Genomic DNA, 13,697 nt, shown 5'->3' with positions numbered 1-13,697 from the left:
AAACGCGGACCCGCAGCCTCCCTGTCGGCCGCCCCTGACCCGCCTTGCGCCTTGTCTGAAGATCTTCGGCCGCTTTTATCCGCCGGGAACCGACAAGTCCAGCGCGCGCAGGACGTTCAACCCGACGTCGAAAGGCCGTGACCGGCGCGTCCAAAGCCATGGACAGGGCGCGGCTCCGTCAATGAAAACGCCCGCGGTCTCGTCTGCCGCATGTCACGGCGCGAGAACGCGGGCGCTTCGATCACAAGCCTGGACCAACCGCGAGCACGGGGCCCACCGGCCTTACGCGATCCGCCAGACAGGGCAACGCCGGGCGATCACTCGCCGACGACGCCGTCCTCGTCCGCCTCGGTCTCCGAGAAGGGCTCGGTGATCCGCTCGGCGATGAGGCCGGCGTTCTGGCGGATCGCCAGCTCGATCTCATTGGCGATCTCGGGATTGTCGCGCAGGAACTGCTTGGAGTTCTCGCGGCCCTGCCCCAGGCGCTGACTGTTGTAGGAAAACCAGGCGCCGGACTTCTCGACCATGCCGCCCTTGACGCCAAGGTCGAGCAGCTCGCCCATCTTGGAAACGCCCTCGCCGTAGATGATGTCGAACTCGACCTGACGGAACGGCGGAGCAAGCTTGTTCTTCACCACCTTGACGCGTGTCTGGTTGCCGACCACCTCGTCGCGGTCCTTGATCGCGCCGATGCGACGGATGTCGAGACGAACCGAGGCATAGAACTTGAGCGCGTTGCCGCCCGTCGTCGTTTCCGGCGAGCCGAACATCACACCGATCTTCATGCGGATCTGGTTGATGAAGATGACCATGCACTTTGAGCGCGAGATCGAGGCCGTGAGCTTGCGCAGCGCCTGACTCATGAGGCGCGCCTGCATGCCCGGCAGGCTGTCGCCCATCTCGCCGTCAAGCTCGGCCTTTGGCGTCAGCGCGGCGACCGAGTCGACCACAAGCACGTCGATCGCGCCCGAACGGACCAGCGTGTCGGCAATCTCGAGCGCCTGCTCGCCCGCATCCGGCTGCGAGATCAGCAGGTCGTCGATGTTGACCCCGAGCTTGCGCGCATAGATCGGGTCCAGCGCATGCTCGGCGTCGATGAAGGCACAGATGCCGCCCTTCTTCTGGGCCTCGGCGATCGTGTGCAGCGCCATCGTCGTCTTGCCCGAGGATTCCGGGCCGTAGATCTCGACGACGCGCCCGCGCGGCAGGCCGCCGATGCCAAGAGCGATGTCGAGCCCGAGCGAGCCGGTCGAAACAGTCTGCACCTCGACGACCTGGCCCTGGCCCATCCGCATGATGGAGCCCTTGCCGAACGCCCGTTCGATTTGCGAAAGCGCGGCGTCGAGCGCCTTTGTCTTGTCCATCTTAATGCCTTCGACCAAGCGGAGTGAATTTTGCGACACAGGAGCATCCTTATTCCACGCCGGGGACGGCGTTTCAAATCGCGCGTTTGTACCATTTTTGTTCTCACCCCGCAATGCAAGCTGAAGTATTGAAACAGAACGTTGATTTGGCTCGTGTTCGAGCTTCGTTCACGTTCGGTGGACAACTTGCGTCACGCCGGAATTACGGTCCCGCCTGACAGGTGGCGGGCAGCGGGAGAATCACCGCGCCGCCACTTCCCCCCATGCCGGGCGGCGTGCGATGTAGTCGTCAGCTCGAAATCCGCTCAGGTTCCCCAGCCATGTCCGTCTGCTGCTTCGGCGCGATCCATCTCGACACGCTCGCCCACGCCACGCGCGAGGTGCTGCGGGAAACCTCGACGCCGGCGGCCTTTTCCAGCCGCCCCGGCGGTGTCGCGACCAATGTGGCGCGTGCGTTGCTCAGGCTCGGCGTGCCGGTCTCTCTTGTCGGTGCCCTTGGCGACGACGCCGAGGGGCGCACGCTGCTCGAGCGCCTCGCCGACGAGGGGGTCGATGTCCGCCCCGCAATTTGCCCCGGCGTCCCGACCGGCCGCTACATCGCCATCCATGATCCCGACGGCTCGCTGCCCGCCGCCGTCGTGGACGGACGCATCACCGACGGACTGGCCGTCGACGCACTCGACGAAGCCCTGCCGGCCGCCGCTTCGGCCCGCCTGTGGTTTCTTGATGCCAATCTGCCGGCACCACTTCTGGAGCGGCTGGCCTCGGCCGCGGGTGAGCGGCGCCTTGCCGCCGACACCGTGTCCCGGGCCAAGGCAGGCCGGCTTCGCGCGCTGCTGCCTCGTCTTGACCTTCTCTTTTGCAACCGCGCGGAAGCAGCGGCGCTGACCGGCCACGACGAACAGGAGCCGCTTCCCGATCCGGAAGTGCTTGCGCGGACGCTGCGCGCGGCCGGGCTGCGCGCCTGCTGCCTGAGCGACGGCGCCGCGCCGCTGCTGCTGATGGAAGGCGGTGACATCGCCCGGCTCGACGTGGAGGTGGAGCCCGGCGCGGTACGCGACGTGACGGGCGCGGGCGACGCACTCATCTCCGGAACGCTTGCCGGTCTCGATCATGGCCGTGACCTGAGGGGGGCCGTTGCCGCCGGTTTGCGCGCGGCCGCGCTGACCCTGCGCTGCGACGGTGCGGTCGCCGCGACGCTGTCCTGGCCGGCGATCGCCGACGGCTGAGGGATGCGCCCGGATGGCACACCCGCGACCGCGCGCCGGCGCTCGACTCGGCCTGCCCCCACCCCTATAAGCGCGCCAGGGAACACGTCTTGCGAATGTGACTGTGGGGAGACACCGGGGGAGAGGCACCCCGTCCGCGCCAAAGGCCGGGCGGTCCGACGAGAGGATCTGAAGAGCGCATGAGCGAAGCGGCAGAAACAGGCACGAACGCGCCCATCGTTTTCGGCGAGGAAGTGGCAGCGGCCCGCGCCGCCGGCAAGCCCGTCGTCGCACTGGAATCAACCATCGTCACCCATGGCATGCCCTGGCCGCGCAACGTCGAGACGGCCCGCCAGGTCGAAGCCGACATCCGCGCCCATGGCGCGATCCCCGCCACCATTGCAATTCTCGACGGCGCTCTGCACGTCGGCCTTTCCGACGCGACGCTCGAACGCCTCGCCCGTGCCGAGGGCGTGATGAAGTGCTCGCGCGCCGATCTTGCCTTTGCGCTGGCCACCAAGCGCCCCGGCTCGACCACCGTCGCCGCGACGATGATGGCCGCCCACGCCGCCGGCATCGAGGTCTTCGCCACCGGCGGCATCGGCGGCGTCCATCGCGGCGCGGAGACGACATTCGATGTTTCCGCCGATCTGGATGAACTCGGGCGCACGCCGGTCTGCGTCGTCTCCGCCGGAGCCAAGGCGCTGCTCGACCTGCCCAAGACGCTCGAGGTGCTGGAAACCAAGGGCGTGCCCGTCATCGCCTATGGCACCGACGTCTTCCCCGCTTTCTGGTCCCGCGACAGCGGCCTTGCCGCGCCCTACCGGCTCGACACGCCGCAGGAGATAGCGCGGCTGATGGCCATGCGCGACGCCTTCCCGGGCCATGGCGGGCTGCTCGTCGCCAACCCGGTTCCAGCGGAAGCCGAGATCCCCGCTGGCGAGATGGCCGGCGCCATCGAGCGCGCCGTGCACGAGGCAAGCCGGCGCGGTGTCAGCGGAAAGGACGTCACGCCTTTCGTGCTGTCGTTCATCCTGGAGCTGACACAGGGCCGCAGCCTGGAAACCAACATCGCGCTGGTGCGCAACAACGCCGGCCTGGCGGCGCGCATCGCGGTCGCGCGCGCCGGCTAGAGACGGCCAGGCGGCGGCCGCGCATTCGGACCGCTCGTGAATGGTGCCACCGGCGGCGCGAATGTGTTTAACTCGCCCTGGCCGCGGCGCGCCACCTTCGTCACGATGCGGTCGCGTTTGCCGTCGAAAAATCGGGCGTAACACGATTGCCACCGGAACCTGGATGCGCGTTCGCACCGCCGGGGCAGGGAAACAGAGGACGGACTATGGCGGATACGACACCTGCAACCGCGCTTTCCCCCATACAGTATCTGGACCGGGCCATGGGCGCGCTGCGCGACATGGGCCTGATGCCGGGCAGCACCGCCGAGGCGCCGATCAACGCGCTGCTTGAGAAGATCTCCGACCTTTCTCCGGACAAGATCGCCGTCATCACGCGCACGCTCGGCCAGTCGCAGACCTTCAACGAGGTGGTGCGTAACGAGATCCAGGCGATGAGCATCGGCGAGCGCTACGAGGGGATCACCGAGGCGTTCAACTCGATCCGCGACGACGCCAAGGGCATGGTCGACCAGCTCGCCGACGGCAAGATCTCCTTCATGGAGAACATTTCCAACAAGTGGCGCGACATGACGCGCGGCACCATCTCCGACCGCTTCGGCAAGATCCGCGAGACCTATCTGGACGTCGCCCGCGACACCAAGGACCAGATCGAGCGCGAGCAACGCATCCTCGAGGCCTATCGCGACTTCCGCGGCGCACTGAAACAGGCGGAGGTTCTGGCGCTGGAAGTTCTCGGCTCCGCCTCGGACCGTCTCGACGCGGCCAAGGCCGCGCTTGAGAGCGCCAACGGCAAGGTCGAGGCCTATACCGGCGACGACGCGGCCGGCAAGGCCCGCCTGGAGCTTGCCCGCGACGAGACCATGCGCACCATGCAGGACGAGGAAAAGCGCTACCAGATCGCCAAGGACCTCTCCGACAACCTCACCATCGGCTACAACACGTCCGAGGTGATCATGGCGCGTCTGATGCAGACGACAAACGCCAAGGAGCGGGTCTATTCGCAGGCGGTCAGCTTCTTTTCCACCAACGACTCGGTGCTGACGGCGCTCAACGCCTCCTTCACCGGCCTTCAGGGGCTGCACGAATCCACCGAAACGCTCAACGCCATGAAGGAAGGTGTGTCGAAGTCGCTGGAAACGCTTGCGGAGATCGGCGATGCGGTGCAGGAAGCGGCGCTGAAAGCTGGCTATGGACCGACCGTCCAGGCGGCCGCAGTCAAGAAGCTCGTCGATTCCGTGATCAACTTCCAGGTGAACTCTCGCGAGATCATCCAGGAGATGCGGAAGATGTCGACCAAGAACTCCGAAGAGATCCGCGACGCGGTGGAGGACGGCAAGCGCCGGCTCGCCCGCCTCGCCGCCCAGGGCAACGCCCTCGGCGCCTAGGCAATGACGTCACCCGGCGGCTACCGACGGCCGCCGGGCGCTTGCGCCGACCTCCCGGCCGGCCACATATGACAAGCGAGTCCGGCGTCACCGGGTTCGCCCGACCGGCCCCAACGGGAACGAAAGCATGCCCCCCGAAAGCGCCTCCCCGACCAAGGCCCCGCTCGACGACCTGATGATGGCAATGGATGTCGTCGACACGCTGCGTCATGACGAGCGGATTGCGGTCAAGGAACTCGATTCCGACCAGCGCGACGCGCAGATGATCGAGCGGCTGCGTCAGATCTACAAGAGCCAGGGCATCGAGGTTTCCGAGCGTATCCTCGCCGAGGGCGTGGAGAACCTGAAGGCCAACCGCTTCGTCTACACTCCGCCGGCTCTCGGTTTCCAGCGCACGCTGGCGACGCTCTATGTCACCCGGGGCCGTTGGGGCAAATGGCTGGCCATCGCCCTCGCCCTTGCCCTCGCCGCCGGTCTTGCCTGGCATTTCCTCGTGGAAGTGCCCCGCCAGCGCGCGGCGCAGGACCTGCGCATCGAGCTGAGCGAAACGCTGCCGCAGACCTACGACACACTGGTCGAGCGCATCGCCGCCGTCGCCGAGGAGCCGCAGGTCGCCGAGGACGCGCGCGCCATCGCCGCCACCGGCAGGGCAGCCGCATCCACGGGCGATGCGCCCGCGGCTCGTCAGGCCGCAGATCGGCTGCGCGCGCTCGAGGCCAGGCTGCTGCAGACATTCCAGGTCCGCGTGGTCTCGCGACCGGGAACGCCCTCGGGCGTCACCCGCATTCCCCAGGCCAACCGCGCGGCGCGAAACTATTACCTCATCGTCGAGGCCATCGGCCCGGACGGGAAAGTCGTCTCCCAGGACGTCACCTCGGAAGAGGACGGCGAGGTCAAGCACGTCGACATCTGGGCCCAGCGCGTGTCGAAGGGCACCTTCGACGCCGTGCGCCGGGACAAGGAGGACGACGGCATCGTGCAGGATCCGGTGCTCGGCGCCAAGGCGCGCGGACGCCTCGAGCCGGACTGGTCGAAGCCGGTAGAAACGGGGGCGATCACCAAATGGTAGGCCAGCCGAAGACGCATGACAGGTCGAGGTGGACACGGGAATGGTGAGCGGACGGCAGACCCTGGGCTCTATCGAGCGCACGCTCAGCGAGCTTCGCCGCGAGGAAGCCTCGGTCAAACGCACTGTCGAACTGGCGATGAGCGACATCGCCGACCTGCGCCGCGCGGAGCTCGATGCGTTCCGCGAACTGGCGCGCTTCCGCCTGCGCGACGCGGGCGAGCACGCCTTCGGCCAGCGGATCGACAAGGACGAGGCGGAGGCCCGCAAGCGGCTCGAGCAGCGCGACCTCGCGCAGTCGTCGCTGCGCGCCGAGCATGACGCGCTCACCTCCGAGATCACCGAGCTGACCGAGGCGCGGCGCAAGCTCACCCGCGACCGCGACGCGGCCAGCGACCGCCTTGATGCCATTCTGGACGAGGTCGACACACGGCTGGAGGCAAACCCCGAGTATGCCGGCCAGCGCATCCGCGCCGAAGAAGCCCGCAAGACAGCGGACGCGGCCCGCGAGAAAGCGAAGCTCGCGGCAACCGACCGCGCCGAGAAGGGCCGGGCCTACGAGCGCGACCCGCTCTTCCTCTATCTGTGGCAACGCGGCTTCGGCACCCCCGCCTACCGTCACGGCGGGCTGGTGCGCCTGCTCGACCGCTGGGTCGCCGGGCTCATCCGCTATCAGGACGCGCGCCCCAACTACGCCATGCTGGTGGAGATTCCCGAAAGGCTCGACGGCTATGCCAGCGACCGCGAGGCGGAAGCCGCCGCCGAGCAGGCGCGCCTGGGGGAATTCTCCCGCAAGGTCGCCGCCGAAATCGCCGGCACGGATCTGGCCGGCATCATCGAGACGGCGGAGACCGGCATCGAGGAAACAACGGCGCGGCTGGAGAAACTCGAGACCGAACTTGAGGACGTCACCCGCAGGGAACAGCCGTTCCTCGCCGGCGAGGATGCGGACTACCGCAGCGCCGAGGACGCCCTGCTTCGGTCGCTGCGCTCCGAGGAGCTGTCCCAGCTCTGGAAGGAGGCCCTTGCCACGCCATCGCGCGAGGACGAACAGATCGTGCGCCGCCTGCAGGACCTCGAGGCACGGATCGATCAGGCCACGGGCACGCTCGAGAGCGAGCAGCGGAGCCTGCGCGACCTTGAACGCCGGCGCGACGAGCTGGTCAAGGTAACCCGCCAGTTTCGCCGCAAGGGGTATGACACCTGGGATTCGACCTTCAACGATGACAGCCTCACCGGCGTGCTCCTCGGCGAACTGGCCAAGGGCGCATTGTCAGGTGCCGACTACTGGGCCAAGGCGGAGAAATCCCGCCGCAAGCGCAGCCGCCACGGGCGCGACATCGGCTTTCCCGGCGGCATCGGCCTGCCTGGCTCCATGGGCGGTGAACGGGGCGGCGGCTCGTTCGGCGGAGGCGGCTTTTCCGGCGGTGGGTCCTTTGGCGGTGGCGGCTTCGACACAGGTGACAGCTTTTAGGCTCCACTCCCCTCCTGAACGAACTGCCAAGGGTGCCACCTCACGCAGGGTCTGTTAACTTGCGCGGGCGCATCCTGATGGATGCCGGACCGGAAGCAGGGCCGGGCCGAAGGAACCGTTTTCCGTGACATCCGTTGTGATCGTACCGGAAGGCAGAAAATCCGCTTGTCCGATTGCATGCGCAATGCCGCAGAAGGATGGATTTGAAATGTATCTTCGATTGACCGTTCTCTTCGTCGCCGCCCTCGCTCTTGCGGCCTGCGACACAGGACGGAGAACCAGCCGCCCGACAACGCCGGACGCCCCCGTTCTGACCGTGCCCGCGGGCGCTCAGTCCCTTCGCGTGCGCGCCCAGCCGGAGACCGTGCGCCAGACCATCGTCGCCAATGCGGTCGAACGCGGCACGGCCATCGCCCAGAACCAGCCGAACATGGTGGTGCTCGAGCGCACCGTCACCCAGGCCAACCCTGCCCTCGACAGCGAGTTCGGCCCCTCCGACAACGGCCCGCGCAAGTTCCGCATCCGCGTCCGCTTCCAGGGCGCGAACTGCGACACGCTCGTCGTTCAGGACGTCGCCGTGGTCAACAACGCCGGCACCGCGCTGGAGCAGGTCTTCACGCTCACCCAGCCGCAGTACAACAACCGCGAGAGCCTTGTCGGGCTCAAGACCAAGGCCGAGGCGGCATCGACCTGCAACTAGGAAGCCCGGCCCTTATGGGCCGGACACTGTCGTTTCTTCCCCGCAAAACGAGAAAGGCCGCCGGCTGATGCCGGCGGCCTTTTTTGCTTTCTTTCGTTGTCCCGGTTCCAACCGGTTCCCATCCTCGCCCCCTTGCGCGCGGGCCGCAAAGCCCGCCGCGCATCAGCTGGACAGGACGTCCTTCACCACGGTCGCAAGCTGCTTCAGCGTGAAGGGCTTCGGCAGGAAGGAGAACTTCTGGTTCTCCGGCAGGTTCTTCTCGAAGGCATCCTCAGCATAGCCGGAAACGAAGATGATCTTGAGGTCCGGCCGGGTCTTGCGCAGCTCGCGCAGAAGCGAAGGACCATCCATCTCCGGCATGACCACGTCGGAGACGACCAGATCGACGTCGCCTCCCGTCTCTTCCATGATCTCCAGGGCTTCCGCGCCGCTCGAGGCCTCGTGCACGGTGTAGCCGCGCGAGGTCAGCGCACGGGCGGCGAAGGCCCGTACCGCCTCCTCGTCCTCGACGAGCAGGATGGTGGCCGAGCCGGTGAGATCGGTGAGCGGCGTCTGTTCGACCGGCTTCACCTCCACCTGCTCCGCCTCGTTGCGCACATGGCGCGGCAGGAAGATCCGGAAGGCGGTGCCGACATCAATCTCGCTCGAGCAAAAAATGAAGCCGCCCGTCTGCTTGACGATGCCATAGACCGTCGAAAGGCCGAGCCCGGTGCCCTTGCCCACGTCCTTGGTCGAGAAGAACGGCTCGAAGATCTTCTCCATCACCTCCGGCGTCATGCCGGTGCCCGTGTCGACCACCTCGATCAGCACATAGTCCGAGGCCGGCATGCCGCGGGTGTTGTCGTAGGAGCGCGACTGTTCCTCGTCGACGTTGAGCGTGCGGATGGTGAGATGCCCGCCCCTGGGCATGGCGTCACGCGCGTTGACGGACAGGTTGACGATCACCTGCTCGAGCTGATTGAGGTCGGCCATGATCGGCCACAGATCGCGGCCGTGCACGACGCTGAGCTCGACCTTCTCGCCCAGCAACCGGTCGAGCAGGATGGAAAGATCCGCGAGAACGTCGTTCAACGCCAGTTCCTTCGGCCGCAGCGTCTGGCGGCGGGAGAAGGCAAGCAGCTGACGCACCAGGCCTGCGGCCCGGTTGGCGTTCTGCTTGATGTTCATGATGTCCTGGAAGGACGGGTCGCTCGGCCGGTGGCTGGCCAGCAGCAGGTCGGAAAAGCCGATAATCGCTGTCAGGACGTTGTTGAAATCATGCGCGACGCCGCCGGCGAGCTGGCCGATGGCCTGCATCTTCTGCCCCTGCGCGAACTGCACCTCGAGTGCGCGCTGCGCCGTCGTCTCCAGCACGTAGACGATGGCGACGTCGCCATCCTCCTCGCCGTCGCGCACCGCCGAGACATAGACGGTCGCCGAGCGCCCGTCCTCGCGCTCATCGAGCCGAACGTCGAGCGGCAGGATCTCGCTCTGCCCGTCGGCCGCGGCGACGAGAAGCTCGCCAAGGCGCTGGCGGGAAGCCGGCGCAACGAGGTCGACCAGCTTGACGGCCGCCTCCCCGCCATCCGAGGTGCCGAACAGCCGAACGAAGGGGGCGTTCGTCTTGCGAATGTCGCCGCTGCGCGAGATCGAGGCGATGGCAATCGGCGTATTGTTGAAGAAACGCGCGAAACGAACCTCGGAGGAGCGCAGCGCCTCGGCCGAATCTTCTCCCTTGGAGCGATTCAGCACAAGTGTCCGGCTCTCGCCCGCCCGGCCTTCGGCGTCGAAGGGCACCCGGTGCAGGATACGCACCGGAACGCCGCGCCCGTTGCGCGCGACAAGGTCCAGGTCGAAGGTCTCACTCTTGACCTCCCCGGCACGTCCCTGAAGCGACAACAGCAGCCCCGCCCCGTCGCCCCTGATGAAGTCGGAAAGGCGCAGCGTTCCGGCCTCGAACTGGACCAGATCGTAGCCAAGCCAGTCGGCAAGCGTGGCGTTGAGATAGACCACCCGACCGCCGCCGTCGCAGGAGAAGAAGCCCGCCGGTGCATGGTCGAGGAAGTTGATGACCCGCTGCAATTCCTGGAACGAGGTTTCCTGCTCGGTGCGGTCGCCGCTGATGTCGGCAAGCTGCCAGACGGTGGCGGCCGGGCCGCGTCGTGTTCCGCCCGGCAGGTCGATCGGGCGCACCTTGACCCGGTACCAGCGCGGGTCGCCGTCGCTGTGCCCGAGCGGATGCGGCAGACGGACCTCCTCCTCGCCGCTGCCTTCCTCGGCAACTGCGCGCGACAGGCGGAAGATCGCGTCGGTCGCGGACGGATCGGAGGAGAAGACCCGCTCGACGCCGCGCACCTCGGCCGGGGTCTCCGCGCCGATCAGTTCCGCATAGGCACTGTTGGAATAGACGATGCGCCCGTCGCGCTCGCAGATGAGGACGCCATCGTCGAAGGAATCGAGAAAGGCGGCCGGCAGCGGACTGGCCGACTGGCGGGCGCTGAAGCGCACAAGCCCGATGGCGCCCGCGAACAGCGAGAACACGCCGACCACGGCCAGCACCCCGAGCAGGGCAAGCACAAAGGGTTCCGCCGCATCATGCGGCAGAAACGCCAGACCCGCCGCAGCCGCCACGAGCCCGAGCGCCAGGACGATCAGAAGGCCGATGCTTCCCGAGCGCTCGGGCCGTTCCACGACCGCGCCACGGGACATCGGTTCGATCTCACTCATTCCAACCCCCGAAGGACGCCCGGTCAGGCTCCGCGCTCCCGACACTGGACGATGGACAACCGGTCACTGGCAATCAACTGCGCCAGGATCTGCGTTCCCGCATTCGATAAACGAATCCGATGACTTCCGCCACAGCGCGATACTGATCTTCCGGCACTTCCTGATCGATGTCGATGGCCGCGAACAGCGCCCGGGCGAGTGGCGGGTTCTCGACCACCGGCACCTCGTTCTCCCGCGCGAGCTCGCGGATGCGCAGTGCAATCCGGTCCGAGCCCTTGGCAACGCAGATGGGCGCCTGCATTCCCTGCTCGTATTTCAGCGCAACGGCGAAGTGCGTCGGGTTGGTGACGACCACCGTCGCCTCCGGCACCGCGGCCATCATGCGCTTGCGCGACCGCTCCATGCGCAACTGCCGGATCTTGCCCTTGACCAGCGGATCGCCTTCCGTCTGCTTGTATTCGTCCTTGATGTCGCGAATGCTCATCTTCTGCTTCTCGAACCACTTCTGGCGCTGCCAGAGGAAATCGAGCGCGGCCACAACCGTCATGACCGACAGCAGGGCGATGATGAGCTGCAGCACCAGCCCGCGCACTTCCTCCAGAAGAACGCCGGTATCGCGCATGATCATCGTGTCGATCTCGTCACGCCGGGGCCACAGAACCGCGGCCATCAGCCCGCCGACGACAAAGATCTTGACCAGCCCCTTCGCGAAATTGACCAGGCTTTCGGACGAGAACAGCCGCTTGAAGCCGGCGGCGGGAGAAATCTTCTCCATCTTCGGCTTCATCCGCTCCGTGGTCCAGATGAGGTTGTGCTGAACCATGTTGCCGGCCACCGCGAGCACCAGCAGCATCAGCAGCGGCAATGCGAGAATACCGGCGATCTTCAGTCCCGTGTCGCGCCACAGCAGTGTCAGTCCGGCGCCGTCGACCGGGATTTCATGCGCATGGACCAGATACCCGCGCAACGCCGTGTAGACCCCCTCGGCCGCTCCCGGCGCCATGATCGCGATGACCAGGCCGGTGCCGAGCATGGCGAACCAGGTGGAGACCTCCTGGCTCTTGGCCACGTCGCCGCGTTCGAGCGCGTCGTCGAGCTTTTTTTGCGTGGGGTCTTCTGTTTTTTCGGAAGCGTCTTGCTCGGACATCGCCCTATCCCGCGATGAACCGGCCCAGGGCCGTTTCGAAGTGCGACAGGTACCACATCATCATCGTCACCAGCAGGGCGAAGAGCATGAGCCCGCCAATGGCGATGTTGAGCGGCATGGCGATGAAGAAGATCTGCATCTGCGGCATCAGCTTGTTGAGCAGGCCGAGACCGAAATAGAAGACGAGACCGACGACAAGGAACGGAGCCGAGATGCGCATGGCGATGCCGAAGATCTCGCCCACCATATCGGTCGCCATCTGGGCGAAATCGCCCACCGGCATCATGCCACCTGGCGGAAACAGGCGAAAGCTGTCGTTCATCGCCGCAATCGTCAGATAATGCAGGTTCGTCGCGAAGATCAACGTCACCGCGAGCAGGCTGAGGAAAGCACCGATCACCGCACCCTGCTGTCCGTCCATGGTCGGGTCCGTGGCCATGGCGAAGGCAAGGCCCGACTGGTTGGCGATGATCAGGCCGGCGATGGAAAGCGCATAGGTGATCATCCGCGCGCCCAGCCCGATGAAGAAGCCGATACCGAATTCCATGGCGAAAAGCTGAAGGATGCGCGGCATGCTCGAGGCCGCGTCGACCTGATACAGCGGCTGCGCCATGGGGAAGAAAACCATCGTCAGGATCAAGGCCAGCGACAGGCGGACCCGTGAAGGGATCGAGCCTTCGCCGAGCGCCGGCATCAGCATCAGCATCGTGCCGATACGTGCGAAGATCAGCATGAAGACCAGGGCGACGCCGGGAAGCATCTGGACGGAGAACTGCATGATGCTAGCCGCCCGCGATGATCAGATTGGCGACCCGTGCCGTGAAGGCAGACAGCACCTGGCCCATGAAGGGCAGCGTGATCAGCAAGGTGAGGAAGATAGCCAGGATCTTGGGAACGAAGACGAGCGTCATTTCCTGGATCTGGGTCAACGCCTGGAAGAGCGCGATGACCACGCCAACCAGCAGTCCGACGACCATCGGCGGGGCCGATATGATGATCAGGGTCCAGACCCCTTCCCGCGCGATATCCAGAACTTCAGGTCCGGTCATGCTCGCATCCGTCTTGTCCGGCTCGGCCCGCAGCGTGGTCCGTCGGCATTTCGCCGTGAGCCCCGCGCGCCCGCGCTTCCGTCGCCGCGCCGGCCAGCCGATCCGCGCGGTGCGTCAGATCGGCATGCGCATGATCTCCTGGTAGGCGGAGATCACCCGGTCACGCACGGAGACCAGCGTCTCCATCGCGACCTCGGTCTCGGCGACCGCCGTCACCACATCGACCACGTTGGCCTTGCCCTCGGCAAGCGCCATGGCCTGCTGGTCGGACTTCTTGCCCTGGTCGACGACGTTTTCCACCGCCGACTTTACCATGCCGGCAAAGTCGGGGGCACCCATGGAGGTGGCCTTTGCCTGCGTATCCTGATTCGCGCCGGAAAGGGCCGACGTGATGCGATAGGCATTCGCGGCGATCGACGGGATGGACATGGCTGCGGCTCCGTTGGCTCAGAATTCTTGTGA

Annotated in this window: 12 protein-coding genes; 6 read left to right on the top strand and 6 right to left on the bottom strand. The window is 66.3% G+C overall.

Translation table 11 applies throughout. The annotated features are described in order from the left end of the window. Positions 1-317: 317 nt before the first annotated feature. A complete protein-coding gene (gene recA, locus ACSLUQ_RS02865) occupies positions 318-1,403 on the bottom strand; it encodes a recombinase RecA (protein WP_417770838.1) in 1,086 nt (361 codons plus the stop codon). A 281-nt stretch (positions 1,404-1,684) separates the two neighbouring features. On the opposite strand from recA, the gene ACSLUQ_RS02860 reads away from it, so the two are divergent. The 6 genes from ACSLUQ_RS02860 to ACSLUQ_RS02835 all read left to right on the top strand — a co-directional run bounded on the left by ACSLUQ_RS02860 (position 1,685) and on the right by ACSLUQ_RS02835 (position 8,333). Beyond that, the gene (locus ACSLUQ_RS02860) at positions 1,685-2,593 is read left to right on the top strand and encodes a PfkB family carbohydrate kinase (protein WP_417770839.1); all 909 of its coding nucleotides are present in this window, start codon (positions 1,685-1,687) and stop codon (positions 2,591-2,593) included. A 179-nt stretch (positions 2,594-2,772) separates the two neighbouring features. After that, entirely contained in the window at positions 2,773-3,705 is a 933-nt protein-coding gene (locus tag ACSLUQ_RS02855) for a pseudouridine-5'-phosphate glycosidase (protein ID WP_461807654.1), read from the top strand. 206 nt (positions 3,706-3,911) lie between these two features. Then, positions 3,912-5,093, top strand: a complete 1,182-nt coding sequence (locus ACSLUQ_RS02850; protein WP_417770841.1) for a cell surface protein — start codon at positions 3,912-3,914, stop codon at positions 5,091-5,093. Between the two features lie 127 nt (positions 5,094-5,220). Further along, complete coding sequence (locus ACSLUQ_RS02845; protein ID WP_417770842.1) at positions 5,221-6,162, top strand: DUF6384 family protein; 942 nt, start codon at positions 5,221-5,223, stop codon at positions 6,160-6,162. A 40-nt stretch (positions 6,163-6,202) separates the two neighbouring features. Then, entirely contained in the window at positions 6,203-7,633 is a 1,431-nt protein-coding gene (locus ACSLUQ_RS02840; RefSeq protein WP_461807653.1) for a coiled-coil domain-containing protein, read from the top strand. Between the two features lie 208 nt (positions 7,634-7,841). Continuing rightward, entirely contained in the window at positions 7,842-8,333 is a 492-nt protein-coding gene (locus tag ACSLUQ_RS02835) for a hypothetical protein (RefSeq protein ID WP_417770844.1), read from the top strand. A gap of 162 nt (positions 8,334-8,495) precedes the next feature. Here ACSLUQ_RS02835 and cckA read toward each other — a convergent pair whose 3' ends face one another. The 5 genes from cckA to fliE form a co-directional block, all read right to left on the bottom strand. Continuing rightward, positions 8,496-11,039, bottom strand: a complete 2,544-nt coding sequence (cckA, locus tag ACSLUQ_RS02830) for a cell cycle histidine kinase CckA (protein WP_461807652.1) — start codon at positions 11,037-11,039, stop codon at positions 8,496-8,498. 73 nt (positions 11,040-11,112) lie between these two features. Next, entirely contained in the window at positions 11,113-12,186 is a 1,074-nt protein-coding gene (gene flhB / locus ACSLUQ_RS02825) for a flagellar biosynthesis protein FlhB (protein ID WP_417770846.1), read from the bottom strand. A 4-nt stretch (positions 12,187-12,190) separates the two neighbouring features. Next, complete coding sequence (fliR, locus tag ACSLUQ_RS02820; RefSeq protein ID WP_417770847.1) at positions 12,191-12,964, bottom strand: flagellar biosynthetic protein FliR; 774 nt, start codon at positions 12,962-12,964, stop codon at positions 12,191-12,193. A gap of 4 nt (positions 12,965-12,968) precedes the next feature. Next, complete coding sequence (fliQ, locus tag ACSLUQ_RS02815; RefSeq protein ID WP_417770848.1) at positions 12,969-13,235, bottom strand: flagellar biosynthesis protein FliQ; 267 nt, start codon at positions 13,233-13,235, stop codon at positions 12,969-12,971. A 114-nt stretch (positions 13,236-13,349) separates the two neighbouring features. Continuing rightward, a complete protein-coding gene (fliE, locus tag ACSLUQ_RS02810; protein WP_417770849.1) occupies positions 13,350-13,664 on the bottom strand; it encodes a flagellar hook-basal body complex protein FliE in 315 nt (104 codons plus the stop codon). Positions 13,665-13,697 lie beyond the last annotated feature (33 nt).

The sequence above is a fragment of the Stappia sp. ICDLI1TA098 genome, from assembly GCF_054880955.1.
This window is presented reverse-complemented; position numbering and strand designations above follow the sequence as displayed.

Bases quoted from the DNA above. Each gene is read 5' to 3' on its own strand.
- cckA (WP_461807652.1), bottom strand. From the start codon at position 11,039: ATGAGTGAGATCGAACCGATGTCCCGTGGCGCGGTCGTGGAACGGCCC.
- ACSLUQ_RS02855 (WP_461807654.1), top strand. From the start codon at position 2,773: ATGAGCGAAGCGGCAGAAACAGGCACGAACGCGCCCATCGTTTTCGGC.
- ACSLUQ_RS02840 (WP_461807653.1), top strand. From the start codon at position 6,203: ATGGTGAGCGGACGGCAGACCCTGGGCTCTATCGAGCGCACGCTCAGC.
- fliR (WP_417770847.1), bottom strand. From the start codon at position 12,964: ATGCAGTTCTCCGTCCAGATGCTTCCCGGCGTCGCCCTGGTCTTCATG.
- ACSLUQ_RS02845 (WP_417770842.1), top strand. From the start codon at position 5,221: ATGCCCCCCGAAAGCGCCTCCCCGACCAAGGCCCCGCTCGACGACCTG.
- ACSLUQ_RS02835 (WP_417770844.1), top strand. From the start codon at position 7,842: ATGTATCTTCGATTGACCGTTCTCTTCGTCGCCGCCCTCGCTCTTGCG.
- ACSLUQ_RS02860 (WP_417770839.1), top strand. From the start codon at position 1,685: ATGTCCGTCTGCTGCTTCGGCGCGATCCATCTCGACACGCTCGCCCAC.
- ACSLUQ_RS02850 (WP_417770841.1), top strand. From the start codon at position 3,912: ATGGCGGATACGACACCTGCAACCGCGCTTTCCCCCATACAGTATCTG.
- flhB (WP_417770846.1), bottom strand. From the start codon at position 12,186: ATGTCCGAGCAAGACGCTTCCGAAAAAACAGAAGACCCCACGCAAAAA.
- fliQ (WP_417770848.1), bottom strand. From the start codon at position 13,235: ATGACCGGACCTGAAGTTCTGGATATCGCGCGGGAAGGGGTCTGGACC.
- fliE (WP_417770849.1), bottom strand. From the start codon at position 13,664: ATGTCCATCCCGTCGATCGCCGCGAATGCCTATCGCATCACGTCGGCC.